Consider the following 26,373-nt stretch of genomic DNA (forward strand, 5'->3'; position numbering starts at 1 on the left):
GGGGCCCCACGCCCGAGCGGGCGTGGCGCCGGCGGAGTCACTGGTTGTTGGTGATGAACGAGACGGCGTCCTGCACCGTCTTGAGGTTCTTGACCTCGTCATCGGGGATCGTGACGCCGAACTTCTCCTCGGCGTTCACCACGATGGTCATCATGGAGATGGAGTCGATGTCGAGGTCGTCGGTGAACGACTTCTCGAGCGACACCTCCGAGGCGTCGATGCCGGTCTCGTCGGTGATCAGCTCGGCCAGGCCGGCGAGGACCTCGTCGTTGGTGAGTGCCATGGTGTCTCCTCAGGCGGGTTGTGGTTGGGGAATGGGGATCTGAAGAACCGACGCTCAGTCTATGAGCGTGCGCGGCGGGTTCAGGGGAGCACGACCACCTGTGCCGCGAACACGAGTCCCGCCCCGAAGCCGATCTGCAGCGCCAGGCCGCCGCTCAGCTCCGGCCGCTCCTGCAGCAGGCGGTGCGCGGCGAGCGGGATCGACGCGGCCGACGTGTTGCCGGTGGTCGTGATGTCGTTCGCGATCGCCACGGTGTCGGGCAGGCCGAGCTGCTTGGCGAACTCGTCGACGATGCGCATGTTGGCCTGGTGGGGGATGAAGGCCGCGAGCTCCTCGGGCTTCACGCCCGCGTTCTCGAGCGTCTCCTTGGCGACCTTGGCCATCTCCCACACGGCCCAGCGGAACACGCTCGGGCCCTCCTGGCGCAGCGTGGGCCAGGCGGCCTCGCCGTCGCGGAACTGCGTGAGGGTGGCGTTCATGCCCACCAGGTCGGCCTTGGAGCCGTCCGAGCCCCAGCTCGTCGCCGACACGCCGGGGGTGTCGCTCGGGCCGAGCAGCGCCGCGCCCGCGCCGTCGCCCAGCAGGAACGAGATGGACCGATCGGTGGGGTCGATGACGTCGCTGAGCTTCTCGGCGCCGATGACCACGGCATAGCGGGCCCCCCCGGCGCGGATGAGCGCGTCGGCCTGCGCGATGGCGTAGCAGTAGCCGGCGCATGCCGCGTTCATGTCGTAGGCGGCGGCGGGCGTGGCGCCGATGCGGTCGGCGACGACCGCCGCGATCGACGGCGTCTGCTGCACGTTGCTGATCGTCGCGACGATCACGAGGTCGATCTCGGCCGGGTCGACGCCGGACTTCTCGACGGCCTCCTGGGCCGCGGCGGCGGCGAGCTCGAGGGCGCCGGTCTCGCGGTTCGCCCGCGCGCGCGTGACGACGCCGGTGCGCTGGCGGATCCACTCGTCGCTCGAGTTGATCGGCTCGATGATGTCCGCGTTCGGGACGGCGTTCTCGCCGCGCGCGGCGCCCATCGCGTAGATGCGCGAGTGGGCGGCGCCGGCGGATTCCTTCAGAGTGGGCATTCGGGTCTTTCCGTTCAGGCGGCCGCGAGGAGCTCGCGCGCGGCCTCGAGGTCTTCGGGAGTCTTCACGGCCACGGACGGCACGCCCTTGAGACCGCGCTTGGCGAGGCCCACGAGGGCGCCGGCCGGCGCGAGCTCGATGATGCCGGTCACGCCGCGGTCGGCGAACGACGCCATGCACAGGTCCCAGCGCACGGGGCTGGAGACCTGGTGGACGACGAGCTCGAGCGCTCGCGAGCCCGCGTCCACCGGCTCACCGTCGCTGTTGCTCCACAGCAGCAGCTGCGGATCGGCCGGGTCGATCGTGTCGACCGCGTCCTGGAGGGCGTCCTTCGCGGGCGCCATGTAGCGCGTGTGGAAGGCGCCGGCCACCTGCAGGGGGATGACGCGCGCGCCGCGCGGGGCGCTCTCGGCCAGCGCGGCGAGAGCGTCCCTCGCGCCCGCGGCCACGATCTGGCCGCCGCCGTTGTAGTTGGCGGCCTCGAGGCCGCGCTCGGCGATGGCCTGCAGCACCTGCTCCTCGACGCCGCCCACGACGGCGCTCATGCCCGTCTCGGCGAGCGCGGCGGCCTCGGCCATGGCCCGGCCGCGGGCGCCGACGACGCGCATCGCGGCCTCGTCGGAGATCACGCCGGCGGCCGCCAGCGCGGCGAGCTCGCCGACCGAGTGGCCGGCCACGCCGGCGGGGCGCGCGCCCTCGGCGGTCAGCGCGGTCCACGACAGCAGGCTCGCGGCGACGATCAGCGGCTGCGCCACGCTCGTGTCGCGGATGCGATCGGCGTCCCATTCGGTGCCGGCCGGGAGCAGATCGACCTGCGCGGCGTCCGCGTAGGCCTGGAGGCGCTCACGCGCGCCCTCCAGCTCGAGCCAGGGGGAGAGGAAGCCGGGAGTCTGCGAGCCCTGTCCGGGGCATACGACGACGATCACTCTGCAAGTCTGCCAATCATCCGAGACGCTCCGGTGGAGGCGCTCTCACAAGAATCGCGAAAAGCGTTGTGCATGCCGCACATCCTCGCGCGGGCGGGCCGGCTCAGCGCGGGCGCCTCACGGCCGGGCGGCGCCGCGTGGCCTCGGTGCCCATCGAGCCGAGGATGAGGGCCGTCTGCAGGATCAGGGCCTCGCGCGGGCCCGTGGCGTCCCATCCGATGACGTCGCCCACCTTCTTGAGGCGGTACCGCACGGTGTTGGGGTGGACGAACAGCTCGCGGGCCGTCGCCTCGAGCGAGCGGCCGTTGTCGAGGTAGGCCCACAGCGTGGTCACGAGATCGGTGGAGTGATCGGCGAGGGGCTGGTAGATCCGCTCCACGAGCGTGCGCTTGGCCACGGGGTCGCCAGCGAGGGCGCGCTCCGGCAGGAGGTCGTCGGCCTCGACGGGGCGCGGGGCGCCGCGCCAGGCGCGCGCGACCGCGAAGCCCGCGAGGGCCGCGCGGGCGCTGCGGCTCGCGTCGACGAGGGCGGCGACCGTGGGGCCCAGCACGAGGTGGCCCTCGCCGAAGTGCGGCTCGAGGCCGCGGGCGATCTCGTCGAACGGCAGCTCGGGCTGCTCCGCCGCCCGCGGCGCCTGCGCGCGACCGAGCACGAGCACGAGTCGGGAGCCCTGCACGCCGATGAGCACGTCGACGCCGAGCTTGCGGGCCGTGCGGCGCACCTGATCCACGTCGAAACCGCGGGGAGTGGTGCCCACGAGCACGCACGACTCGCCGTGGCCGTGCCAGCCGAGCGCCGCGATCCGGCTCGGCAGCTCCTCGTCGGCCTCACCGGTGAGGATCGAGTCGACGACGAGCGCCTCGAGGCGGGCATCCCACAGCCCGCGCGATTCCGCCGCGCGGGCGTAGACATCGGCGGCCGTGAACGCCACCTCGCGCGAGTAGAGCAGGATCGCCTCGCGGAGATGCTCGCTCTTGCTCGCCACGCGCTCCTCGACCACCTCGACGGTGATCCGCACCAGCTGCAGCGTCTGCTGCAGGCTCACGCTGCGCAGCAGCTCGCGCGGCGCGGCGGCGAAGATGTCGGCCGCGATCGACGGCGTCGTGGTGGGGTCGTCGAACCACTGCACGAACGACGAGATGCCGGCCTGGGCGACGAGGCCCACCGCCGAGCGGCGCCCTGGCGGCATCTCCGTGAACCACGGCAGCGACTCCTCGAGCCGCCGCGTGGTGGCGGTGGCGAGGTCGCCGGAGATGCGCCGGAGCCAGGCGAGGGTGGCGGCCTTGTCGGGATCGACCGCCCCCTCGCCCGTGCGGGCCTCAGGCATCCCCGCCCGCGTTGCCGGACGTGCCGGCGCCGACCTCGTGCAGGCGGTACTTCTCGATCGCCTGGCCGACGACGGAGCGGTCGACCTTGCCCTGTTCGGCGAGCATCTGCAGCGCCTTGACGACCATCGACGGCCCGTCGATCTTGAAGAAGCGGCGGGCGGCGGGGCGCGTGTCGCTGAAGCCGAAGCCGTCGGCGCCGAGCGTGCCGTAGGGGCCGGGCACCCAGGGGCGGATCTGGTCCTGGACGGCGTGCATGAAGTCGCTCGTCGCGACGAACGGCTGGCCCTCGGCGTGCTGCAGCTTCTCGGTGAGGTACGCCGTGCGCGGGTCCTCGTCCGGGTGCAGGAAGTTGTGCTCGTCGGCGGCCAGGCCGTCGCGGCGCAGCTCGGTCCAGCTCGTCACCGACCACACGTCGGCCACGACACCCCAGTCGCTCTTCAGCAGCTCCTGGGCCTCGAGGGCCCACGGCACGCCCACGCCCGAGGCGAGCAGCTGCACGCGGTGCCCGTCGCCGGAACCCTCGGCCACGCGGTGGATGCCCTTGACGATGCCCTCGACGTCGACACCCTCGGGCTCGGCCGGCTGCACCATCGGCTCGTTGTACACCGTGAGGTAGTACATGACATCCGGGTCGGGGTGCTGGCCGCCGTACATCCGCTCGATGCCGGACTGCACGATGTGCGAGATCTCGTACCCGTAGGCCGGGTCGTAGCTGAGGACCGCGGGGTTGGTCGAGGCGAGCAGGTGCGAGTGCCCGTCCATGTGCTGCGTGCCCTCGCCCGCGAGCGTGGTGCGGCCCGCGGTCGCGCCGATGATGAAGCCGCGCGTCAGCTGATCGCCCGCGGCCCAGAACGCGTCGCCCGTGCGCTGGAAGCCGAACATCGAGTAGAAGATGTAGACCGGCAACAATGGCTCGCCGTGCGTCGAATACGACGTGCCCGTGGCGGTGAACGCCGCGGTGGCGCCGGCCTCGTTGATGCCGACGTGCATGATCTGGCCCTGCGGACTCTCCTTGTAGGCCAGGAGCAGCTCGCGGTCGACCGAGGTGTAGTTCTGGCCGTGCGGGTTGTAGATCTTCGCCGTCGGGAAGTACGAGTCCATGCCGAACGTGCGGGCCTCGTCGGGAATGATCGGCACGATGCGGTTGCCGAAGCCCTTGACCTTCATGAGGTCCTTGAGCATGCGGACGAACGCCATGGTCGTGGCGACCTGCTGCGTTCCCGACCCCTTCTTCGGCAGGGCGTAGTCCTTGTCCTGCGGCAGCTCGAGGCCGACGTGCGTCGTGCGGCGCTCGGGCAGGAAGCCGCCGAGGTCCTTGCGGCGCTCCAGCATGTACTGGATCGTCTCGTCCTCCAGGCCCGGGTGGTAGTAGGGCGGCTGGTAGGGGTTCTCCTCGAGCTGCGCGTCGGTGACGGGGATGTCCATCGTGTCGCGGAACAGCTTGAGGTCGTCGAGCGTCATCTTCTTCATCTGGTGGGTCGCGTTGCGGCCCTCGAAGTGCGGCCCGAGGCCGTAGCCCTTGACGGTGTGGGCGAGGATGACGGTGGGCTGGCCCTTGTGCTCCATGGCCGCCTTGTACGCCGCGTACACCTTGCGGTAGTCGTGGCCGCCGCGCTGCAGGTTCCAGATCTGCTCGTCGGTGTAGTCCTTCACGAGCTCGAGGGCGCGCGGGTCGCGGCCGAAGAAGTTCTCGCGGATGTACGCGCCCGACTCGGCCTTGTAGGTCTGGAAGTCGCCGTCGGGCGTCGTGTTCATGAGGTTCAGCAGCGCGCCCTCGACGTCGCGGGCGAGCAGGTCGTCCCAGCCGCGGCCCCAGATGAGCTTGATGACGTTCCAGCCGGCGCCGCGGAAGAAGCTCTCGAGCTCCTGGATGATCTTGCCGTTGCCGCGCACGGGGCCGTCGAGACGCTGCAGGTTGCAGTTGATCACGAACGTGAGGTTGTCGAGGCCCTCGTTCGCGGCCACCTGCAGCTGGCCGCGCGACTCGACCTCGTCCATCTCGCCGTCGCCGAGGAAGGCCCACACGTGCGAGTCCGCGACGTCCTTGATGCCGCGGTTGGCGAGGTACTTGTTCGTCATCGCCTGGTAGATCGCGTTGATCGGGCCCAGGCCCATCGACACCGTCGGGTACTGCCAGAAGTCCGGCATCATGCGCGGGTGCGGGTAGGAGGGGATGCCGACCGGCGCGGCCGACTTCTCCTGGCGGAAGCCGTCGAGCTGGTGCTCGGTGATGCGGCCCTCCAGGAAGGCGCGCGCGTACATGCCGGGGGAGGCGTGGCCCTGGTAGAAGATCTGGTCGCCGCCGTTGCCGGCGTCCTGCCCGCGGAAGAAGTGGTTGTGGCCGACCTCGTAGAGCGACGCCGCCGACGCGTACGTCGAGATGTGGCCGCCCACGCCGATGCCGGGGCGCTGCGCGCGGTGCACCGTGATGGCCGCGTTCCAGCGGATCCAGTGGCGGTAGCGGCGCTCCAGCTCCTCGTCGCCGGGGAAGTCGGGCTCGTCCTCGGCGGAGATCGTGTTGACGTAGTCCGTCGTCGGGACCATCGGCACGCCCAGGCGGCGCTCCTTCGAGCGCTTCAGCAGGCTCAGCATCACCTCGCGCGCGCGCTGCGGGCCCTTGGCCGCGACGAGCTCGTCCAGCGACTGCTGCCATTCGCTGGTCTCCTCGGGATCGCTGTCCTGCGGCCCCTGCGAGTACGGATCCTGATCGTGAACAGCCACCGGATGACCTTTCGTCTTGCGGCAGTTCGTGCCGCGCGTGTTGCCGGCGCGCGCGGGGTCCCGATGGGGGCGGCGCCGCACGCGTATCCTCGCCAGCCTAACGCCATCCGAGGGGCGCTCGGAGTGGACGCCGGGCACGTGCGAGTGGCGGGGAGCGGGCCTCCGCCGCCGCGGTGGGCCCTGCCGGGATCGAACCGACGACAACCTGGGTGTAAACCAGGTGCTCTACCAGCTGAGCTAAAGGCCCCTGCCTCGAGTCTATCCGGGCGGGTCGCGCCGCCCCACGCGCGGGCGTCGGGACCGCGCCGTAGGCTGGAGGGGTGAAGGCCTCTCCCGCGGATCAGCTCCTGCTTCTGGACCTCGCCGACATCGATCGGCGGATGACGGCGGCCGAGGCCGCCCGGACGAACCCGCCGCAGGCGGCGCGCGTGAAGGAGCTGGTCGAGCACCGCAACGCGCTCGGCCGCGAGCTGGTGACGCGCACGAACGCCCGCGACGACGTCGCGGCCGAGCTGAAGCGCATCGAGGGCGACATCGACGTGGCGCGCAAGCGCCGCGAGCGCGACGAGCAGCGCCTCGGTCAGACGGCGATCGCGCGCGACGCGCTCGCGCTGCAGGAGGAGATCGCCGCCCTCGGCGCCCGCATCGACGCGCTCGAGACCAGCGAGCTGGAGCTCATGGAGCGCCGCGACGAGGCCGAGGCCGCGCTGGCCGAGCAGCAGACGCTGCTCGACGCCACGACCGCCGAGGGCCGGCGCCTCAGCGAGGAGGCCAAGCAGGCGGTCACCGACGCGACGCGCGAGCTCACCGAGCTGCGCCGCGACCGCGAGGCGCTGGCGGGGCGGCTGCCCGCCGACCTGCTCGCGGCGTACGAGCGCCTGGCCGCGCGCGGCACGGCCGCCGCGCTGTTCACGCGCACGACCTGCGGCGGGTGCCGCATGACGCTCTCGCCCAGCGACATCTCGGCCGTCCGCGCCACGCCGCTCGACGAGGTGGCGTACTGCCCCGAGTGCGGCACGATCCTCGTGCGCACCAACGAGAGCGGGCTGAACGCCCCGGCCGAGGGCACCGACGGGAAGGTGCGGTTCGAATGACGCGCACGCTCATCGTCGAGGCCGACGGCGGCTCGCGCGGCAACCCGGGCGTTGCCGCGGGCGGCGCCGTCGTGATCGATCCGGCATCGGGGGAGGTGCTGAGCGAGCTCGGCGTCTTCGTCGGGGTCGCCACGAACAACGTCGCCGAGTACAACGGCATGATCGCCGGCATCGCCGCCGCCGTCGAGCGCGATCCGGACGCGATCCACGTGCGCATGGACTCCAAGCTCGTCGTCGAGCAGATGACGGGCCGCTGGAAGATCAAGCACCCCGACATGCAGGTGCTCGCGCGCCGCGCGCGCGAGCTCATCGGATCGCGGCGCGTCACGTTCGAGTGGGTGCCGCGCAACGACAACAAGCTGGCCGATGCCGCGGCGAACGAGTCGATGGACAAGCGCCTGTCGTTCCGGCGCGACCTCGACGGCCACACGGCGGTGACCGAGGCGGCCGCGGTCGACGGTGAGCGGCTCTTCTGACCCAGCCCACGCACCGGTCTCGCCGTGGTCGTCGGCGGACCGGATCGTGCTCGGCCGCACGCCGGGCGGCGCCGCCGTCGCGGTCGCGCTCGACGGCGCCCAGGAGGCGGGCCGCCGCCCGCTGAGCGACGCCGAGCTGCCCGCGTGGGTCGCCGCGCGCGAGGCCGAGGCGCGGCGCATGGGCCGGGGCATCCGCTGGATCTGGTCGAGCACGGCCGAGTGGTACCCGGCGCTGCTCGCCGCCGGCGTGCGCGTGGCGCGCTGCCACGACCTGCGGCTGTGTCGCGCGATCCTCGCCCTCGCGGTCCCCAGCGCGCCGGCGGCCGCACCCGCGTGGGACGCCGCGCCGGATGCCGAGGCGGCGGACGCCCTCTTCGCACTGGACGACGCGGCGCCGCGGGCCACGGACATCGCGCAGACGACCGCCGAGCACGAGCGGCAGGAGGCCGCGGTGGCCCGCGCCGCGGACCCGGGGCGCCTGCGGCTGCTGCTGGCGGCCGAGTCGGCCGGGTCGCTCGTCGCGGCCGAGTTGCGTGCGGCCGGTCTGCCCTGGGACGAGGCGCGGCACGACGAGCTGCTGCGGGCGCAGCTGGGGGAGCGGGTGGCGGGAGGGACGCCCTCGCGGATCGCGGAGGCCGCAGCGCGCGTGCGCGAGGCGCTGGGCGACCCGGCGGCCTCGCTCGACTCGCAGCCCAAGCTGCTGCGCGCCCTGCACCGGGCGGGGGTGCGGGTGGAGTCCACGAGCAAGTGGGAGCTCGCCGAGCACGACCACCCCGTCGTGGAGCCCCTGCTGGAGTACAAGCGCCTGATGCGGCTGTACACGGCCAACGGCTGGGCGTGGTTGGCCGAGTGGGTGCGCGACGGGCGGTTCCGGCCGGTGTACGTGCCCGGTGGGGTCGTCACGGGCCGGTGGGCGTCGTCCGGCGGCGGCGCGCTGCAGCTGCCGCGCGGGCTGCGCGAGGCCGTGCGCGCCGACGAGGGCTGGGTGCTCGTCGACGCCGACGTGGCGCAGCTGGAGCCGCGTGTGCTGGCCGCCATGTCGCGCGACGAGCGGATGGCGCAGGCGGCGGGCGCCGATCTGTACGAGGGCATCGTGACGAGTGGGGCGGTGGCGACGCGGGCGGAGGCGAAGATCGCGATGCTCGGCGCGCTGTACGGATCGACGACGGGCGACGCCGGGCGCCTCGTGCCCCGCCTGCGGCAGGCGTTCCCGGGATCGATGGCGCTCGTGGATGCGGCCGCGCGCGAGGGGGAGCGGGGCGGGCAGGTCGCGACCTGGCTGGGTCGGGTCTCGCCGCCGCCGGGCGACGCGTGGCACGCCGCGCAGCGCGGCTCGTCCGCGGGCGCCGCCGAGGAGCAGCGCGCCCGGCGCCTCGCGGGCGACCACGGCCGGTTCACGCGCAACTTCGTCGTGCAGGGCACCGCGGCGGAGTGGGCACTGGCGTGGCTGGCGGATCTGCGCGCCCGGCTGGCCGCGATCCCGCCGGTGGCCGAGGATCGCGCGGCGCGCCGATCCGGGCCCGTGTTCGCCCGCCGCCCGCACCTGGCGTTCTTCCTGCACGACGAGGTCATCGTGCACGCGCCGGACGAGCGGGCGGAGGACGCGGCGCGGGCGGTGCGCGAGGCGGCCGACGCGGCGGGGCGCCTGCTGTTCGGCTCGTTCCCGATCGCGTTCCCGCTCGACATCCGCGTCGGACGCAGCGTCGCCAAGGACTGAGCGGCGAGAATCCACGCCCGCGCCGAGGATCCATGCGCGCCTGGATTCTCGGCGCACAGATGGATTCTCGGCGGTAGGTGAGAGTGCGAATGGGCCGGCCTGTACGCCGGGTTCTGTTCCGGAGCCTGAGCTCCTTCGACGGCCATCTCTCTCGGCGACACGTTGCCGTGCCGCTCCAGCAACCTACCCGGGGACTCGGCGGGCCGCGTCAACATCCCCTGTTGGTCTTGCTCCGGGCGAGGTTTACCCAGCGAGCCGTGTCACCACGGCCCCTGGTGGTCTCTTACACCACCGTTTCACCCTTACCGGCCGAGGCCGGCGGTCTGCTCTCTGTTGCACTTTCTCGCGGATCGCTCCGGGTGGGTGTTACCCACCGCCCTGCCCTGTGGAGCCCGGACGTTCCTCGGCGCGCTTGCGCGCGACGCGGCCGTCCGGCCGACCCATTCGCCCGCCCAGTCTACGCGGAGGGGCTGCTGAGCTCCGTGAGGTACTCGTCGTCCGACTTCGCGAGGCTGGCGGCGCCGATGATGCCCGCGTTGTTGCGGTGCGTCGCCGTCTTGAACTCCGCGCGCGTCGTGATGAGGGGCATGAACTTCTCGGGGTTCTTCGACACCCCGCCGCCGACCAGGATCAGGTCGGGGGAGAAGAGGAACTCCACGTGGTCGTAGAACTTCTGCAGCCGTCCCGCCCACTTCTCCCACGACAGGCCGTCGCGCTCGCGCGCGGTGGCGGCGGCGTAGCGCTCGATCGACTCGCCATTCCAGATGAGGTGACCCAGCTCGGTGTTCGGCACGAGCTTTCCCTCGAAGAGGAAGGCCGATCCGATGCCCGTGCCCAGCGTGGTGAGGATCGTCAGGCCCGGCTGACCCTTCGCGCCGCCGTAGCGGAGCTCGGCGAGGCCGGCCGCGTCGGCGTCGTTGACGAAGTGGATGTCGCGGCCGAGGCCGTCCTCGAAGAACTTCTCGGCCTCGAAGCCGATCCAGTCCTTCGACACGTTCGCGGCCGAGAGCGTGCGGCCGCCCTTGACGATGGTGGGGAAGCAGATGCCCAGCGGCAGCGCGTCGGCCTCGTCGCCGAGGAGGTTGAGCAGAGCGTGCACCGTGGCGAGCACATCGGCGGGGTGGGCGCCGTCCGGGGTGTCGATCCTGACGCGATCGCTCAGCAGCTCGCCGGAGTCCAGATCAACGATGCCGGCCTTCATGCCGGTGCCCCCGACGTCGACGCCGACCGCACGATTCTCGCTTTTCGCCATGATCTTCAGATTACCGATGATGCGAGGCGCGAATGACCACGGAACGACCGAACGCCGAACGCCGGCCCCGAAGGACCGGCGTTCACGGTGTGGATCCCGCTCAGGCGCTCTTGGCGGACGAGTCCGTCTCGCCGCGGCGGGCGCGCACGTACGCGAGGCGCTCGGCGAGGATCTCCTCGAGCTCGGGGATCGAGCGGCGCTCGAGCAGCATGTCCCAGTGCGTGCGGGGTGCCTTGTCGCCGGAGTGGTCGACCTCCGCCTGCCCGGTGCTCGTCTGCAGCAGCGCCTCGCCGCCGCACGTGCGGCACTCCCACGTCGTGGGTGCCTCGGCGTCGGCCGCGAAGGTGAGCACGGTGTCACGCCCGCACTGGCTGCAGGTGTACGTGTGCTGCGCGCGCTCCATGAACACGACGCCCTCTTCGCTCTGCAGGCTCTGAGCGCCGAGTCGGATGCCACGAAGGCTGCGGTCTGCCATGGTGTGGTCCTTTCGTCAACTCCCCTGTATAACGCTCGCGCCTGTGCGGATCATCCGAACGGCGGGCGCCGCGCGGCTTCTCCCAGGCGATGCTCAGTGCCTGGCGGCGCCGCGCGGGAAGCGCGCTACGCCAGCGCCGCGAGCGCGTCGTCGGCGCGGTCGGTCACGATGCCGTCCACGCCCATCGCGACGAGCCGGCGCATGTCGGCGACGTCGTTCACGGTCCACACGTGCACCTCGCATCCGGCCTCGTGCGCGAGCGCGATGAAGCGCGGCGTGACGATGCGGATCGGCCCCTGTCGCTCCGGCACCTGCAGCGCGTCGACGCCGCGCAGGGCCCGCAGGGCGAGGGGGCGCAGACGCAGTGCGACGCCCAGCAGGAAGCGGACGATCGTGCCGCGCCCGGCGGAGGCGGCGGGGCGTTCGGGCGCGGCCGCCGCGAGCGCGGCGCGGCGGCGGGCGTCGGAGAAGCTCGTGAGCAGCACGCGATCCGGTGCGGTCGCGGCGATCCGCCCGGCCGGTGCCGCGGCGGCCGCGGCCTTCACATCCACGTTGAAGCGGACGTCCGGGAACGTGTCGAGGGCCTGCGCGAGCGTGACCGCGCCGCCGCGATCGGCGAGCAGGGCCTCGAACTCGGCCAGCGTCACGGCGTCGACGCGCCGCGGGTCGCCCGCGACCGACTCGAGCGTGTCGTCGTGGAAGAGCACCACCTCGCCGTCGGCCGTGAGGTGGCAGTCGGTCTCGATGTACGCGACCCCCGCCGCATGCGCCGCCGCGAACGCCGCGAGGGTGTTGGGCGCGATCTCCGGGGAGTCGCGCGGCACGAGGCCCTGGTGCGCGAGCACCCGGGGCCTCGTGCCGTGCGCGAGGTAGGGGTGCGTCACTCTGCCTGGTCGCCGGAGCGGCGCGCGGCCTCCGCGGCGTCGACCGTCGGGCGCGGCGGCAGCGACGAGGCGGACGATCCGCCCACCTGCGACGCCGATGCCTCGGCCTCGGACGAGACCTCCTCCGCGGCCTTCATCGCCTCCTGTGCGGCCTTGAGCGCGTCGCTGACGTCCGGATCGGACGTGCGCGAGGGGGCGGGGCGGGGCGGACGCGGGGCGCCGGGCACCGCACCGCCGGCGAAGCCGCCCGCGATGCCCTTGAGGGCCTCCGTCAGCTCGCTCGGGATGATCCAGAGCTTGCTGGCCTCGCCCTCGGCGATCTTCGGCAGCATCTGCAGGTACTGGTAGGCGAGCAGCTTGTCGTCCGGGGCGCCGGCGTGGATGGCGCTGAAGACGGTCTGGATGGCTTCGGACTCACCCTGGGCGCGCAGCACCTGCGCCTGCTTGTCGCCCTCGGCCTTGAGGATCTCGGACTGACGGGAGCCCTCGGCGACGAGGATCTGCGACTGCTTGTGGCCCTCGGCGGTGAGGATCGCGGCGCGCCGGTCGCGCTCGGCGCGCATCTGCTTCTCCATGGCGTCCTGCAGCGAGGCGGGCGGATCGATCGCCTTCAGCTCGACGCGGTTCACCTTGATGCCCCAGCGGCCCGTGGCCTCGTCGAGCTCGGTCATGAGCTTGGCGTTGATGACGTCGCGGCTGACGAGCGCCTCCTCGAGGTTCAGCGAGCCGACCACGTTTCGCAGCGTGGTGATCGTGAGCTGCTCGACGGCGCCGAGGTAGTTGGCGATCTCGTACGTGGCCGCGCGCGGGTCGGTCACCGTGAAGTACACGACGGTGTCGACGGCGACCGTGAGGTTGTCCTCGGTGATCACGCCCTGCGGCGGGAACGACACGACCTGCTCGCGCAGGTCCACGCGCAGCCGCGGCCGGTCGATGAACGGGACGATGAGGTGCGGTCCGCCGAACAGCGTGCGGTTGTACTTTCCGAGCCGCTCGATGATGACGGCGTCGCTCTGGCGGACGATGGTGATGGCGCGCAGGAGGGTGACGAGCGCGAACACGACGATCGCGATCACGAGCACCCAGAGGATGACGTTGTCCATGGGGGTTTCTCTCTCTCAGCCGGGTGGGGGTCAGTGCGTCGGCTGGGCGGCGGGCGGGCGGTCGGCCACGTACACGAGCGCACCCTTGACGGACTGCACGTAGACCACGGCGCCCGCGGGGATCTCGATGGCCGAGGTCGTGCGGGCCGACCACGTCTGCCCGTCGGCGAGCTTCACGACGCCGGCGATGGGCGTGACGGGCTGCTGCACCGTGCCCGCCATGCCGAACAGGGCATCGACGTTGAACTTCATGGGGTCGTGCGGGCGGCGCAGCCGCCGCAGCAGGGGCGGCCGCAGGAACAGTAGCAGCGCGACGGCCGCGACCGCGGCGATGATGATCTGCAGCCAGATCGGTGCGCCCAGCAGCGAGGCGGTGAGCCCCACGGCGCCGCCGATCGCGATCATCAGGAACGTGAACTCGCCCGAGAGCATCTCGATGACGAGCACGATCGCGATCACCGCGAGCCAGCCGATCCAGGCGTAGTCGGCGATATCCATGTGTGTGCCCTCCCTGCGGCCACCCTATCGACTCGGGCGTGTCGCGGTGACGCGCCGCATGGGCAGAACTGCACATGACGATGGCGGACAACGAATCCGGCGATCCGTTGGGCGAAGGCTCCGGGTCCCGCCGGGGCGTCGTTGCTAGTCTCGGGACGGCCGGTCCGTTCCGTCCGGCTCCGTCGTCTCACGCAGGAGTTCACCCGTGTCGCAGCCCCTCGCCCCCGGATCCCTTGCCGGCAAGACCGCCCTCGTCACCGGGTCTTCCCGTGGCATCGGCGCCGACACGATCCGGTACTTCGCCCAGGCGGGGGCGAACGTCGTCATCAACTTCCGCAACAAGGCACCCCGTGCCGAGAAGCTGGCCGCCGAGGTGCGCGAGCTCGGCGTGAACGCGCTCGTCGTCGGCGCCGACCTCACGGACCCGACCTCGGTGGCCGCCATGTTCGACGCCGTGCGCGCGGAGTTCGGCGCGCTCGACATCCTCGTGCTCAATGCCTCGGGCGGCATGGAGTCGGGCATGGGGGAGGACTACGCGCTCCGCCTCAACCGCGACGCGCAGGTCGGCGCGCTCGAGGCGGCGCTGCCGCTCATGGGCGAGGGCGGGCGCGTCGTGTTCGTCACGAGCCACCAGGCCCACTTCATCCGCACGACGCCGACCATGCCCGAGTACGAGCAGGTCGCGCTGTCGAAGCGCGCGGGCGAGGACGCGCTGCGCGAGCGGATCCCCGCGCTCGAGGAGGTCGGCATCGGCTTCGTGGTGGTCTCGGGCGACATGATCGAGGGCACGATCACGGCGACGCTGCTGGAGCGCGCGAACCCGGGCGCGATCGCGTCGCGCCGCGAGGACGCCGGCAAGCTCTACAACGTCTCGGAGTTCGCCGCCGAGGTGGCCAAGGCGGCCGTCGCGCCCGTTCCCGAGCGGAACGAGCTGCTGCTCGGCGACACCTCGAGCTTCGTCGCGGAGTGACCACCCCGATCCCTCCGCGGAGGGATCCCCGCCGGAATCGTGCGTGACAGGATTGCCGGATGACCTCCCCGCAGTCCCTGTCGCGGCCGCGCACCGCTGAGGCGGCACCGCGCTGGACGCCGCGCTCGCGCCTGGTCTGGTACGCGTGCGTCGCGGCGGTGGCCGTGGTGCTCGTCTCGGTCGCGGCGCCCGTCGAGGCCACGTTCTACGCGGTGCCCGTGCCGTGGGCGCTGCTGCTGGCGGCGGTCCAGGGCGCCGCCCTCGTCGCGGCGGCGCGCTGGCCGGTGTGGTCGATCGCGGCCTTCGCCGGCTCGGGGCTCGCGCTGCGGCTGGCGCCGGCCCCGCCCGCGGCGCCCTGGCCGTGGGCGGTCACGGCGATCATCGCGTTCGCGCTGTTCGTCGGCATCGTCGCGACCGTGCACGGGTGGCGCCTGGGCACGGCCGCCTACGCCGTGCCGGCCGTCGCGGTGTCGGCTCCCGCCTTCTTCGACGACGCGCCGCAGACGCTCGCCAGCACGATCGTGGCGCTGTCGCTCGGGGCCGGCGGCCTGGCCGTGGGCTCGCTGCTCCACGAGCGCATCCGGGTCGCCGGACAGCTGGCCAGGGAGCGCGAGGTGAGCGCCACGGAGCACGAGCGCCGGCTCGTGGCCGAGGAGCGTCAGCGCATCGCGCGCGAGCTGCACGACGTCGTCGCGCACGGGCTCTCGCTCATCCAGGTGCAGGCGACATCGGCGCGCTACCGGCTGCCGGGCCTGCCGGAGGCGGCCGCCGCCGAGTTCGACGACATCGCCCGCTCCGCGCGCACGTCGCTGGGGGAGATGCGGCATCTGCTCGGCGCGCTGCGCGGCGAGGACGCGGCCGAGCTCGCCCCGCAGCCCACGCTCGACGACATCCCGGCGCTCGTCGCCGAGACCGAGCGGGCGGGCGCTGAGGTGCGCCTGCAGCTGAGCGTGGCCGATCCGGTCTCGCGCAGCACCGGCATCGCGGCGTACCGGATCGTGCAGGAGGCCATCAGCAACGCGGTGCGGCACGCGCCGGGCGCGGCCATCGACGTCGCCGTCTCCGGACACGACGGCGCCGTGCTCATCGAGGTGGCCAACGCGCGCGCGGACGGCGAGGCGGCCTCCCGCTCGGGCGACGGGCACGGTCTCGTCGGCATGCGCGAGCGCGCGGCGCTGCTCGGGGGATCGCTGCACGCGGGCCCGACGGCGGCCGGCGGGTTCCGCGTGGCGGCCGCCCTTCCGATCACGCCGCAGGAGGCCTCGTGACCGACCGCATCACGGTGCTCGTCGCCGACGATCAGGCCATGGTGAGGGCCGGCTTCGCCGCGCTCCTCGACGCGCAGGACGGCATCCGCGTGATCGGGCAGGCAGGCGACGGCATCGAGGCCGAGCGCCTCGCGCGCGAGCTGCGCCCCGATGTGATCCTCATGGACGTGCGCATGCCCGAGCGCGACGGGATCGAGGCGACCAGGCGCATCCTGCAGCCGGCGCACCCGCTGCCGCACGTGCCGCGGATCCTCATGCTCACCACCTTCGACGTGGACGAGTACGTCTTCGACGCGCTGCGGGCCGGCGCCAGCGGCTTCCTGCTCAAGGACGCCCTGCCGGACGAACTCGCGAACGCCGTGCGCGTCGTAGCGGCGGGCGAGGCGCTGCTCGCACCGAGCGTGACGCGCCGTTTCATCGAGCGCTTCGCCGCGCAGCCGGCCGCGCCCACGCGGTCCGCGCTGCGCCTGAACGGGCTCACCGAGCGCGAGCGCGAGGTGCTCGTGCTGATCGGGCGCGGGCTGTCGAACGGCGAGATCGCCGCCGAGCTCTATATCGGCGAGCAGACGGTCAAGACGCACGTGGGCAAGCTGCTGCAGAAGCTCGCGGCACGCGACCGCGTGCAGCTCGTGATCACCGCGTACGACGCGGGCCTCGTGCAGCCCGGCTGACGGCCTCACCCCGTGGTGGAGGAGCGGGCCGCGCGGATTCACCCCACGGAGTGATCCGCGGCCCGCCGACCGGTTCGTACGTTCTCCCGGTACCCATCCGAGGAGGACCGATGACCGTCGTCGCACCCGCACCCGCATCCGCCGTCGCATCCGCACCGCTGCGCGGTGCGGGCGTCGCCGCCCCCGCGCCGGACGGGCGCGACCGCAGCCTCGACCTGCTGCGCGCGGGCTGCACCGTGCTCGTCGTGCTGCTGCACGCCATGATGGTCGGCGTCACCGTCGTGGACGGCGCGCCGGTGTTCGCCAACGCCCTCGAGACCGCCTGGTTCGCGCCCGTGAGCTGGTTCGTCCAGATGATGCCGCTGTTCTTCCTCGCGGGCGGCGCGACGGGCCTCGGCGCCTGGCGCCGCGCGAGGGCCAGGGGCACGAGCGCGGGCGCGTTCGCCGCGGGGCGGGTGCAGCGGCTGATCGGCCCCGCCCTCACGGTCATGCTCGTCATGGGCGCCGGCCTGCTGGCGCTGACGATCGCCGGCGTGCCGGCCGACATCGTCGCGACCGCGGGCTTCCGCATGTCGCAGCCGCTGTGGTTCCTCGGCGTCTTCGTGCTCGTGCAGGCGCTCGTGCCCGCCATGGCCGCCCTGCACGAGCGGCGCCCGGTCTGGGGCGTCGCCGGCCCGCTCGTCGCGGTGATCGCGATCGACGTCGCGCGCCTGGCCACAGGCATCGAGGGGATCGGGTTCCTGGGGCTCGCGGCGGTGTGGCTGCTCGTGCAGCAGCTCGGCTTCCTGCTGGCCGACGGCCGACTCGAGGCGCTCTCGCGCGATGCGCGGCTGGGGATCGCGACGGGGGTGCTCGCCCTGCTCCTGCTGCTGACCACGGTCGGGCCGTACTCGCCCGACATGTACGTGAACCTGAACCCGCCCACGCTCGCGCTGGTGCTGCTCGGCACGGTGCAGCTCGCGCTGTTCTCGCTCGCCCAGCCCGCGCTGCGCCGCATCGCGCGGGTGCGCCCGATCGCCGCGATCGCCGACGCGATCGGCGAGCGGTCGATGACGATCTACCTGTGGCACATGCCCGTGCTCATCGGCCTCGCCGGCGTCGGCGTCGCGCTGAGCCTGGCGGGCGCCCTGCCGCTGCCCGAGCTCGGCTCGCCCGAATGGTGGGCGACGCGGCCGGCGTGGCTCGTCATCGCCGGCGTGGCTGTCGCGGCCGTCGTGGCGGGGGCCGGCCGGCTCCCGCACGCGAAGACGCGCCCGGTCGCCGGCGGCGCGCGCGGCGCAGTGGCCGCCGTCTTGGGCGTGGCCGCGGTCGCGGCCGTCTTCGTCCTCGGACTGAGCTGGGTCGTCGCCGGCCTCAGCGCCGCCCTGATGGCGCTCGCGCTGCGATTCGCCGCGGCACCGGGGGAGAACCCCCGCCGCGGGCGGGGCGCAGGCCTCATTACGCATCGGCCGGCCACGCCGCACGCTGGGATCATCCCCGCGGCGGACGCGGATCCGACCAGGGGCTGACGCGCGAGCGCCGTGCCCGTCCGTAGCGTCGAACGCAAGTGAAGGAGCCCCGTGGACCTCATCCTGCAAGCCCTGCTCGACACGATCGCCTCGCCATGGATCTATGCCGTGGCATTCGCGATGGCGGCGATCGACGGCTTCTTCCCGCCCATGCCGAGCGAGACGATCGTCGTCGGCGCCGCGGCCGTGGCGGCGGCGACCGGCGAGCCGAACCTCCTGCTGCTCGGGGCGAGCGCCGCTCTCGGCGCGTTCGCGGGTGACAACGCGACGTACTGGCTGGGCCGGGCGATCGGCACCGAGCGGTTCCGCTGGATGCGCGGTCCGCGCGCGCAGCGCACGATCGGCTGGGCGCGCCGGGGGCTGAGCCGCCGCGGCGCCGCGCTCATCCTCGTCGCCCGCTACATCCCGGTCGGCCGCGTCGCCGTGAACCTCACCGCGGGCGCCACGCGGTACCCCGTGCCGCGCTTCGTCGGGCTCGCGGGGCTGGCGGCGGCGAGCTGGGCCGCCTACTCCGTGGCGATCGGCGCCGTGGCGGGCAGCTGGTTCGAGGACGACCCGCTGATCGGCGCCGCCATTGGCATCGTGTTCGCGATCGTGATGGGCCTCGTCGTGGACCGCGTCCTCGAGTGGCGCCGCCCGCGGCGCGAGCGGCGCGCGGCGGCGCAGGCCGAGCCGGAGCCCGAGCTCGTCGCGTGCTGACGCGTCAGCCGAGCAGCAGGACTACCCCGAGGATGACGGGGATGCAGCCGATCGTGGTCAGGAGCACGGTGTCGCGGGCGATCGTCTCGCCCACGTCGTACCGCTGGGCGTAGTTGAAGACGTTCTGCGCGCTCGGCAGCGCCGCCATGAGCACCACGGCGAGAAGATCGTGCCCGTCCATGCCGAATGCGAAGCGCGCCAGGACCCATGCCGCGATCGGCATGAGAAGGAGCTTCATGCCGGTCGCGACGAGCACGTCCGCGCGGGTGCCTCGGGTGGTGAGCACCCTGCTGCCGTGCAGCGACATCCCGAAGCTGATGAGCAGCACGGGGATGCCGGCACCGGCGATGAGCCGCGCCGGATCCATCACCATGGGTGGCAGCTCCACGGCCGTGAACGCGACGAGCGTGCCCAGGAGTGCGCCGAGGATCATCGGGTTGCGCGCGGTCCGGCGCAGGATGAGGCGGACCTCCGTCGTGCCCGACGAGATCGCATCGAGGATCGCGAGCACCACCGGCGTGAACAGCAGCAGCTGGACGAGGATGATCGGTGCGGAGTACGCGCCGCTGCCGAGCAGGTACGTCGCGATCGGCAGGCCGATGTTGTTGCCGTTCACGTACCCGGCGCCGAGCGATCCGATCACGGTCGCACCGAGCGATCGGCGCAGCACGAACCGGGCGACGAGCGCGTAGAGCAGGAACATCGACAGCGCGGTCAGCAGCGAGACGGGCAGCAGCGACGAGAACAGGACCGCCACGTCGGACTCCGCCAGCACGACGAAGAGCAGGAAGGGGCTCAGCACGAAGAAGGTGAGCCGGCTGAGCACATACCGGCCATGCGTGCCGAGAATGCCGAGCCGCCCGACGACGTAGCCGATGAGGATCGCGAACCCGACGACGGCGTAGCCGGTGAGAACGGCCGTCATGCTGCTGCCGGCATACTGCGATCCGCTCCCGTGCTCACCCGCTCCACGATACGCGGGGGACCAGCCGCGCCCGTTCCGCACCCGTTCGGAGAACGTAGGCTGGGCGGGTGCCCCACACGCTCGAGCGCATCACCGTCTTCACCGGATCGTCACCCGGCAGGGGAGAGGCGTACCTCGCGGCGGCGCGCGCCGTCGGGACGCGGATCGCGGAGCGCGGCCTCGGCGTCGTGTACGGCGGCGGCAACGTCGGCCTCATGGGCGCGGTGGCCTCCGCGGCCCGCGACGCCGGCGGCGAGGTCATCGGCGTCATGCCGGAGGCGCTGCTGAACAAGGAGGTCGCGCATCGCGACCTCACGGAGTTCGAGGTCGTGCCCGACATGCACGCGCGCAAGATGCGGATGGCCGATCTCGCCGACGGCTTCGTCGCCCTGCCCGGCGGCATCGGCACGCTCGAGGAGTTCTTCGAGGCGTGGACGTGGCTGCAGCTGGGCATCCACGCGAAGCCGATCGCGCTGTACGACGTGGCGGGGTTCTGGCAGCCGGCGCTCGCGCTCGTCGACCGCCTCGTGGAGGAGGGCTTCGTGGCCGACGGCTTCCGCGACCGCCTCATCGTGGCGACGGATCCCGACGAGCTGATCGACCGATTCCTCGACTGGACGCCGCCGCCGCCGAAGTGGCCGGAGGCGTCGAGCCCGACCGCCGCGCTGCGCTGAGCCCGGCCGACGCGGACTCCTGCAGCGCGTGTCTGCGGCCTCCGCTACCGTTGCGACCATGACGGTCCACCCCGCCGATTCCCACGACCTCATCCGCGTGCGCGGCGCGCGCGAGAACAACCTCAAGGGCGTCGATCTCGACCTGCCCAAGCGACGCCTCACGGTGTTCACGGGCGTGTCGGGATCGGGCAAGAGCTCGCTGGCCTTCGAGACGATCGCCGCCGAGTCGCAGCGGATGATCAACGAGACCTACAGCGCGTTCGTGCAGGGCTTCATGCCGCAGCTGGCGCGCCCCGACGTCGATTCGCTCGACGGCCTCACGACCGCGATCGTCGTGGATCAGGAGCGACTGGGCGCCAACATCCGCTCCACGGTCGGCACCGCGAGCGATGCGAATGCGATGCTGCGGGTGCTGTTCAGCCGGCTGGGCGATCCGCAGATCGGCCCGCCCAACGCGTACTCGTTCAACACGCCCTCGGTGAAGGCGTCGGGCGCGATCCTCGTCGAGCGCACGGGCGGCGCGAAGCGCGAGCGGGCCGACTTCACGATGCTCGGCGGCATGTGCGCCGGCTGCGAGGGAACCGGCCGCGTCTCGGACCTCGACGTGACGCGCATCTACGACCCGTCGCTGTCGCTCGACGACGGCGCGATCCTCGTGCCGGGCTACAAGCCGGGCGGCTGGATGGTGCGGCAGTACAGCGAGTCGGGGTTCTTCCCCGGCGACGTGCCGGTGGGGGACTTCACCCCCGAGCAGCTGCACGACTTCCTCCACCGCGAGGAGACCAAGGTCAAGCTCAACGGCATCAACATCACCTATCTGGGGCTCGTGCCGCGCATCCGGCAGTCGATGCTGTCGAAGGATCGCGACGCCATGCAGCCGCACATCACGGGCGTGGCCGGCAGCGGCAAGAGTTCCCTTGTGAACGCGCAGCTCGCGGGGCGCGAGGGCGTCGTGTTCGTCGACCAGAGCGCCATCAAGGGCTCGAGCCGCAGCAACCCCGCCACGTACACCGGCCTGCTCGAGCCGATCCGCAAGGCGTTCGCGAAGGCGAACGGCGTCAAGCCGGCGCTGTTCAGCTCGAACAGCGAGGGCGCGTGCCCCACGTGCAAGGGCAACGGCGCGATCACGACGGAGTTCGGGTTCATGCAGGGCGTCACCACGCCCTGCGAGGACTGCGGCGGCCGCCGGTTCATGGCTTCGGTGCTGGAGTACACCCTGGGCGGCAAGAGCATCGCCGACGTGCTGGACCTGCCGATCGGCGAGGCCCTTGACTTCTTCTCGACCGGAGAGGCGCGGATCCCGGCGGCCGCGAAGATCCTGCAGCGGCTGAGCGACGTCGGTCTGAGTTATGTCAGCCTGGGGCAGTCGCTCTCGACGCTGTCGGGAGGGGAGCGGCAGCGGCTGAAGCTGGCCGTGCAGATGGGCGAGGGCGCGGAGGTGTACGTGCTCGACGAGCCGACGACCGGCCTGCACCTGGCCGACGTGTCCAAGATGCTCGAGATGCTGGACCGGCTCGTCGACGGCGGCACGTCGGTGATCGTGATCGAGCATCACCAGGCCGTCATGGCGCACGCCGACTGGATCATCGACACGGGCCCGGGCGCCGGCCACGACGGCGGCCGCGTCGTCTTCGAGGGCACGCCCGCCCAGCTCGTCGCCGACCGCTCGACGCTCACGGGCCAGCACCTCGCGGAGTATGTGGGCGCCTGATCGTCGCACGCGTGCTACGGTGTCGCACATGGAGACGATCAGCCATCGGGAGATGCGCAACAACAGCGCGGAGATCCTGCGGCGGGTCGAGGCGGGCGAGGAGTTCCAGGTGACCAACAACGGTCATCCCGCCGCCTACATCACGCCCGTGCGGCGATCGACCCTCGACGAGCTGGATGCGTCGGGCGGGGCGCGTCCGCCGACTCTCCCGGCCGCCGAAGTCCTGTCGATCGTGCCCGTGACGGCGGATGTCACCACGAGCGAGATCATCGAGGACGCGCGGGGCCGCTGGTGACGATCTCGTACCTCGACACCTCGGCCGCGATGAAGCTGATCGTGCAGGAGGACGGCACCGAGTTCATGCGCCGGTGGCGGCCGACGGCGCGCGCGGTTCCCTCGTGGCTGCTTCACGCGGAGCTGCACTGCGCGGCCGGGCGCAGGCCCGGCGTCGTCTCGCTGGACGCCGTGAACATCGTGCTCGGCACGACGCACCTGATCGACGTCACGCGGGGCGATCTGCTCGCGGCGGGCACGCACGCGCCGTTGCGCTCGAACGACGCCGTGCACCTGGCGACCGCGTTGCGCGTGGGCGCCGACGAGATGGTCACCTATGACGCCGAGCTCGCGCGCGCCGCGCAGTCGGCGGGCCTGCGCGTGCTCGGCATCGGCTGACAGGCGCCTTGCTCGCCGAAACGCTTCTTACCCGATAATGCACATTATGTCAGAACGCGCGAGCAAGGGCGTGTGGCACCGCCCCCTCCGCTCAGGGGTTCGATCCGCATCGCGAAGAAGCGCGACGCCCGTCCCCTTCTACGGCTCGGATCGATCGCGCGCGTCGCGGCGGGCTCGTTCACGGCGCCGGCGACCCGCCAGGACGAACGCGATGAACATGGCGGCGAGCAGCACGCCGCAGTAGGCGGCTGTGGGTGTCAGGCGTCAGTGCTTCGCGCTCGTGATCGTCATGCCCACCATGGTGGCACGGGCGTCGCGCGACGGCACGTGCCGCTGCCCGCTTCTCCCCCTCCGCGTATCGTCGGAGCCATGAGCTTGCACGTCCGCACGGTGACCGCAGATGACGCCCCCGCGTGGGCGGAGCTGTACCGCGGCTACCGCGACTTCTATGAGCTCCCCGATGATGCCGCATCGATCGCTCGCACCTGGGGTTGGGTCCTCGAGGGACGGCATGGCCTGGTGGGGCTCGTGGCCACGCGCGAGGACGAGATCGTGGGCCTGGCGAATGTGCGCTGGTTCGCGCGGCCGTCGACGGGGGCGATGGGGCTCTACCTCGACGACCTGTTCACGGCACCGAGCGCACGCTCGCACGGGGTGGCCCGCGCGCTGCTCGCCCGCGTCGCCGAACTTGCCGGCGAGGGCGGCGCGAACCTGGTCCGCTGGATCACCGCGGCGGACAATCGCGTCGCGCGGCGCCTCTACGACTCCGTCGCGCGCGAGACGCCGTGGGTCACGTACGACATGGCGCCGCACGCGTAGCTCCGGCGGCGATGCCCACGAGGTTCCCAGGCCGGAGCCGGTCCGCTCCCCCTACGCTCCTCGTATGACGACGCCTCGGACCCCGCGAGCACACGCGATCGCTCTCGTCGGCACGATCCTCGTGGTCCTCTATGCGGCGTTCGCCGCCCTGCAGATCCTCGTGCTGAATCCCCTCGCGGCCGCGCCGGGAAGAAGCCTCGTGGAGATCCAGGCGGACATGGCCGCCGCCGGCGAGCCGACCGGCGCCGTGCCGGCGTTCATCGTGCTCGGGATCGGCGTCGCCCTGGCGCTGGCGTTGCTGGTCGTCGTGATCCGGCGCGGTGAAGCCAGGCCGGGGGCGGCGGTGCTCGGCTACGCGCTGCTGCTCGCGTGCGGCGCGCCGGCCTACTTCTTCGCGTCGTTCGGGGCGGGGATGTCGCTCGCCGACACGTACGGCATCTCGGGCGGCGACCACGCGCCGTGGGCGAAGATCCTCTACCTGGTCAGCGCCGCCGCGCTGGTGGTCGGCGCGGTCGGCGCGGCGAGGGGTACACGGCGGCGCGGTCTCGAGGCCGCCTGACGCGGTCCCGACCAAGCACGCGCTGGCAGGATGTGCGCATGACGTTCATCGTGCGAGAACCCGCTCCGTCCGATGCGACGGCGATCGCGGATGTGCACGTGGGGTCGTGGTGCGAGGCGTACGGGCACCTCCTGCCCGCTGACTTCTTCTCCGAAGAGTATGTCGCGGGCCGGCGCCGCATGTGGGACCAGGTGCTGAACGATCCGCGTGACGACGTCGAGGTGCGGGTTGCGGAGAGCGGGGGCTCGATCGTCGGGTTCGCCTGGGTCGGCCCCACCTTCGAGTTCGAGAGCGCCGCTCCCCCGCGCGACCGGCAGCTGTACGCGATCTACGTGCGTGCCGCCCACCACGGCACGGGCGCCGGCCAGGCGCTGCTCGACGCGGCCCTCGGTGACGCGCCCGCGATGCTCTGGGTCGCGAAGGCGAACCCGCGGGCGATCGCCTTCTACGCCCGCAACGGGTTCGTCTTCGACGGCGTCGAGCAGGCCGACGCACACGCGCCCGGGCTCGCCGCCCTGCGCATGATCCGCTGAACCACGCCTCGACAACGTTGTATCGTGCTTGTGGCACAAGTTGTGCTAGACATTCGGTACAACGAGAAGTGGAGGCGCGAATGAGCACCCGGAGCCCGATCGATCCCCTGACGCTGGCGGTGGCGGCGCTCGCCCAACCGGTGGCCACTCTCGCGATCGCCGCGCTGGCGACCGGCGCGATCGTCCTGCTGGCGCGGATGCGGCGCGAGGGCCGGGCGCGCCGCACCACCCATCTCGCACCGGAGGCGGCCGGCGTCGTCGCGGCCCGCCATCGTCCGGAACGTGTCGCGCTGGCGATCGCGGCGGTTGCGGTCATCGCTGCGCTCGTGACAGAGGACCTCGCGGGCGCTTCGCGCTCCTACGACACCGTCTCGTGGTGGCGGTACGTGGTGCCGATCGGCGTGGCGGCGCTGGGGCTGGCCGTCGTCCTCGGCGTCATCGCCGTGCGCGGGACGCGCGCTCCCGAGGAGCCGATGCTCACCGCCGAGCGCCGCACCTGGATGAGCTTCGGCCCCCGCGCGGGGCTCGCCGTCGCGGGCGTCGCCCTGCTGGCACTGATCGCGACGACCGTCGGCGCGGGCGCGGCATCGTCGCCCGACGGCGACGGGCGCCACGTGTGGCTGGAGATCCCGATCCCGAACGAGCCGTCGATCGATCCGATCCGCGTCTGGTTCTACGGGTGGGCCTATGGCGTGCCCGTGCTCATCGGCGCCGTCGTGCTCGTCGGGCTGCTCCTCGCCTGCCTCCGCAGCAACGCGGCGCGCCCGTACATCCGCCCCGAGACCGTGGCGGCAGAGCGCGAGGGCCGTCGTGTGCTTGCGAGCGGCGCGGTGCGCATCGCGACGGCCGGCATGCTGCTCGCGCTGGCGGGAGCCTGGCGCCTCATCGGCAGCGCCGGGTCGCTCTCGGGGCTGGTTGTCGAGGGTGCGAACGGCGGCGCCCCCTATGACGCGACCTGGCGTCGCGCGGAGCTGGCGGTGGCCGCCGGCTGGGGTGCACCCCTCGTCGAGATCGCCGCGTTCGTCCTGCTGCTGCTCGTCGCCGGCGCTGCGTTCGGCCGCGCGTCCGGCGAGGCGGCGCCCGATGAGGCCGCGGCGGTCGCACCCGCGGGAGCGACGCGGTGACGGCGGGTCCGCTCGTCCCCACCACGGACGAGGCCAACCCTGCCGTCGACATCTATCGGCAGCTGCGTGGCCTGATCGTCTCGGGACAGCTCGGCGCCGATGAGCGACTGCCGACCGTGCGGCAGGCGGCGAGCGACCTGGGGGTCGCCGCGGGCACCGTCGCGAAGGCGTACAAGATGCTCGAACAAGGCGGGCTCGTCGTCAGCCGCACGGCCGCGGGCACCCGCGTCGCCGCCTCCGCTGCGGTGCTTCCCGGCTCGGTCATGCGGCACGTGCGCGCTCTCGTCGCCGAGGCCGAGGCGCACGGCGCGCGTCCCGACGACGTGATCGACGTGCTGCGGGCCGTGTGGCGGGCGGATCGCTGA

At 72.5% G+C, this 26,373-nt stretch carries 28 protein-coding genes, 1 tRNA gene and 1 other RNA gene; 17 read left to right on the plus strand and 13 right to left on the minus strand.

Annotated elements, in window-relative coordinates; all coding sequences use genetic code 11:
* Positions 1-37: 37 nt before the first annotated feature.
* From ACODR5_RS05495 to ACODR5_RS05520, 6 genes are all read right to left on the minus strand, one after another.
* Positions 38-283, minus strand: coding sequence for an acyl carrier protein (locus ACODR5_RS05495; RefSeq protein WP_449854975.1), 246 nt, complete (start codon positions 281-283; stop codon positions 38-40).
* Positions 284-363: 80 nt separating this feature from the next.
* Positions 364-1,362: a beta-ketoacyl-ACP synthase III gene (locus tag ACODR5_RS05500; RefSeq protein ID WP_460815569.1), complete on the minus strand. Its 999-nt coding sequence runs from the start codon at positions 1,360-1,362 to the stop codon at positions 364-366.
* Positions 1,363-1,376: 14 nt separating this feature from the next.
* Positions 1,377-2,288, minus strand: coding sequence for an ACP S-malonyltransferase (locus ACODR5_RS05505; RefSeq protein ID WP_460815568.1), 912 nt, complete (start codon positions 2,286-2,288; stop codon positions 1,377-1,379).
* Positions 2,289-2,391: 103 nt separating this feature from the next.
* Positions 2,392-3,615 (minus strand): PucR family transcriptional regulator, encoded by a 1,224-nt coding sequence (locus tag ACODR5_RS05510; RefSeq protein WP_488982972.1) that lies wholly within the window; start codon positions 3,613-3,615, stop codon positions 2,392-2,394.
* Positions 3,608-6,337 carry a pyruvate dehydrogenase (acetyl-transferring), homodimeric type gene (gene aceE, locus ACODR5_RS05515; RefSeq protein WP_488982973.1) on the minus strand — a complete coding sequence of 910 codons (2,730 nt, stop codon included), beginning with the start codon at positions 6,335-6,337 and terminating at the stop codon, positions 3,608-3,610. Before aceE ends, ACODR5_RS05510 begins: the two co-directional genes overlap by 8 nt.
* A gap of 174 nt (positions 6,338-6,511) precedes the next feature.
* Positions 6,512-6,584, minus strand: a tRNA-Val gene (locus tag ACODR5_RS05520).
* Between the two features lie 73 nt (positions 6,585-6,657).
* Between ACODR5_RS05520 and ACODR5_RS05525 the strand changes: the two genes are divergently transcribed.
* Genes ACODR5_RS05525 through ACODR5_RS05535 form a run of 3 tightly spaced genes read left to right on the plus strand, consistent with a single transcriptional unit; the run spans position 6,658 to position 9,624 of the window.
* The gene (locus tag ACODR5_RS05525; protein WP_488982974.1) at positions 6,658-7,431 is read left to right on the plus strand and encodes a zinc ribbon domain-containing protein; all 774 of its coding nucleotides are present in this window, start codon (positions 6,658-6,660) and stop codon (positions 7,429-7,431) included.
* Positions 7,428-7,907, plus strand: coding sequence for a reverse transcriptase-like protein (locus tag ACODR5_RS05530; RefSeq protein ID WP_488982975.1), 480 nt, complete (start codon positions 7,428-7,430; stop codon positions 7,905-7,907). The genes ACODR5_RS05525 and ACODR5_RS05530 overlap by 4 nt, the downstream gene beginning before the upstream one ends.
* Positions 7,891-9,624 carry a bifunctional 3'-5' exonuclease/DNA polymerase gene (locus tag ACODR5_RS05535; protein WP_488982976.1) on the plus strand — a complete coding sequence of 578 codons (1,734 nt, stop codon included), beginning with the start codon at positions 7,891-7,893 and terminating at the stop codon, positions 9,622-9,624. Before ACODR5_RS05530 ends, ACODR5_RS05535 begins: the two co-directional genes overlap by 17 nt.
* Positions 9,625-9,710: 86 nt before the next feature.
* On the opposite strand, the gene rnpB is transcribed toward ACODR5_RS05535, so the two are convergent.
* From rnpB to ACODR5_RS05565, 6 genes are all read right to left on the minus strand, one after another.
* An RNA gene (rnpB, locus tag ACODR5_RS05540) (RNase P RNA component class A) lies at positions 9,711-10,067 on the minus strand.
* Positions 10,068-10,081: 14 nt separating this feature from the next.
* Positions 10,082-10,876, minus strand: a complete 795-nt coding sequence (gene ppgK / locus ACODR5_RS05545; RefSeq protein WP_488982977.1) for a polyphosphate--glucose phosphotransferase — start codon at positions 10,874-10,876, stop codon at positions 10,082-10,084.
* A 100-nt stretch (positions 10,877-10,976) separates the two neighbouring features.
* Positions 10,977-11,351: an RNA polymerase-binding protein RbpA gene (locus ACODR5_RS05550; protein ID WP_488982978.1), complete on the minus strand. Its 375-nt coding sequence runs from the start codon at positions 11,349-11,351 to the stop codon at positions 10,977-10,979.
* A gap of 125 nt (positions 11,352-11,476) precedes the next feature.
* On the minus strand, positions 11,477-12,235 hold the full coding sequence (locus tag ACODR5_RS05555) for a glycerophosphodiester phosphodiesterase family protein (protein WP_488982979.1): 759 nt from the start codon (positions 12,233-12,235) through the stop codon (positions 11,477-11,479).
* Positions 12,232-13,338: an SPFH domain-containing protein gene (locus tag ACODR5_RS05560; protein ID WP_449854964.1), complete on the minus strand. Its 1,107-nt coding sequence runs from the start codon at positions 13,336-13,338 to the stop codon at positions 12,232-12,234. Before ACODR5_RS05560 ends, ACODR5_RS05555 begins: the two co-directional genes overlap by 4 nt.
* A 30-nt stretch (positions 13,339-13,368) precedes the next feature.
* Positions 13,369-13,836, minus strand: a complete 468-nt coding sequence (locus tag ACODR5_RS05565) for an NfeD family protein (protein ID WP_449854963.1) — start codon at positions 13,834-13,836, stop codon at positions 13,369-13,371.
* A gap of 205 nt (positions 13,837-14,041) precedes the next feature.
* Between ACODR5_RS05565 and ACODR5_RS05570 the strand changes: the two genes are divergently transcribed.
* From ACODR5_RS05570 to ACODR5_RS05590, 5 genes are all read left to right on the plus strand, one after another.
* The gene (locus tag ACODR5_RS05570) at positions 14,042-14,806 is read left to right on the plus strand and encodes an SDR family oxidoreductase (RefSeq protein ID WP_488982980.1); all 765 of its coding nucleotides are present in this window, start codon (positions 14,042-14,044) and stop codon (positions 14,804-14,806) included.
* A 59-nt stretch (positions 14,807-14,865) separates the two neighbouring features.
* On the plus strand, positions 14,866-16,074 hold the full coding sequence (locus ACODR5_RS05575) for a sensor histidine kinase (protein WP_488982981.1): 1,209 nt from the start codon (positions 14,866-14,868) through the stop codon (positions 16,072-16,074).
* A complete protein-coding gene (locus ACODR5_RS05580; RefSeq protein ID WP_460815548.1) occupies positions 16,071-16,745 on the plus strand; it encodes a response regulator in 675 nt (224 codons plus the stop codon). The genes ACODR5_RS05575 and ACODR5_RS05580 overlap by 4 nt, the downstream gene beginning before the upstream one ends.
* A 110-nt stretch (positions 16,746-16,855) precedes the next feature.
* Entirely contained in the window at positions 16,856-18,253 is a 1,398-nt protein-coding gene (locus tag ACODR5_RS05585; RefSeq protein ID WP_488982982.1) for an acyltransferase family protein, read from the plus strand.
* A 51-nt stretch (positions 18,254-18,304) separates the two neighbouring features.
* Positions 18,305-18,952 carry a DedA family protein gene (locus ACODR5_RS05590; RefSeq protein ID WP_488982983.1) on the plus strand — a complete coding sequence of 216 codons (648 nt, stop codon included), beginning with the start codon at positions 18,305-18,307 and terminating at the stop codon, positions 18,950-18,952.
* 4 nt (positions 18,953-18,956) lie between these two features.
* Here the strand turns inward: ACODR5_RS05590 and ACODR5_RS05595 are convergent, their stop codons facing one another.
* On the minus strand, positions 18,957-19,877 hold the full coding sequence (locus tag ACODR5_RS05595) for an AEC family transporter (protein WP_460815543.1): 921 nt from the start codon (positions 19,875-19,877) through the stop codon (positions 18,957-18,959).
* Between the two features lie 107 nt (positions 19,878-19,984).
* Here ACODR5_RS05595 and ACODR5_RS05600 point away from each other — a divergent pair, with 107 nt between their 5' ends.
* The 9 genes from ACODR5_RS05600 (at position 19,985) to ACODR5_RS05640 (ending at position 26,373) form a co-directional block, all read left to right on the plus strand.
* Positions 19,985-20,590 (plus strand): LOG family protein, encoded by a 606-nt coding sequence (locus ACODR5_RS05600; RefSeq protein WP_449854956.1) that lies wholly within the window; start codon positions 19,985-19,987, stop codon positions 20,588-20,590.
* Between the two features lie 58 nt (positions 20,591-20,648).
* Positions 20,649-22,301 (plus strand): ATP-binding cassette domain-containing protein, encoded by a 1,653-nt coding sequence (locus tag ACODR5_RS05605; protein WP_488982984.1) that lies wholly within the window; start codon positions 20,649-20,651, stop codon positions 22,299-22,301.
* A 28-nt stretch (positions 22,302-22,329) separates the two neighbouring features.
* Positions 22,330-22,596 (plus strand): type II toxin-antitoxin system Phd/YefM family antitoxin, encoded by a 267-nt coding sequence (locus ACODR5_RS05610; RefSeq protein WP_460815540.1) that lies wholly within the window; start codon positions 22,330-22,332, stop codon positions 22,594-22,596.
* Positions 22,593-22,973 carry a type II toxin-antitoxin system VapC family toxin gene (locus ACODR5_RS05615; protein ID WP_488982985.1) on the plus strand — a complete coding sequence of 127 codons (381 nt, stop codon included), beginning with the start codon at positions 22,593-22,595 and terminating at the stop codon, positions 22,971-22,973. The genes ACODR5_RS05610 and ACODR5_RS05615 overlap by 4 nt, the downstream gene beginning before the upstream one ends.
* A gap of 369 nt (positions 22,974-23,342) precedes the next feature.
* Entirely contained in the window at positions 23,343-23,792 is a 450-nt protein-coding gene (locus ACODR5_RS05620) for a GNAT family N-acetyltransferase (protein WP_488982986.1), read from the plus strand.
* 64 nt (positions 23,793-23,856) lie between these two features.
* Positions 23,857-24,351: a hypothetical protein gene (locus tag ACODR5_RS05625; RefSeq protein WP_488982987.1), complete on the plus strand. Its 495-nt coding sequence runs from the start codon at positions 23,857-23,859 to the stop codon at positions 24,349-24,351.
* A gap of 38 nt (positions 24,352-24,389) precedes the next feature.
* Positions 24,390-24,884, plus strand: a complete 495-nt coding sequence (locus ACODR5_RS05630) for a GNAT family N-acetyltransferase (RefSeq protein ID WP_488982988.1) — start codon at positions 24,390-24,392, stop codon at positions 24,882-24,884.
* An 80-nt stretch (positions 24,885-24,964) separates the two neighbouring features.
* Entirely contained in the window at positions 24,965-26,008 is a 1,044-nt protein-coding gene (locus ACODR5_RS05635) for a hypothetical protein (RefSeq protein WP_488982989.1), read from the plus strand.
* Positions 26,005-26,373, plus strand: a complete 369-nt coding sequence (locus ACODR5_RS05640; protein ID WP_488982990.1) for a GntR family transcriptional regulator — start codon at positions 26,005-26,007, stop codon at positions 26,371-26,373. The genes ACODR5_RS05635 and ACODR5_RS05640 overlap by 4 nt, the downstream gene beginning before the upstream one ends.

The organism is Microbacterium sp. FG3 (genome assembly GCF_057809335.1).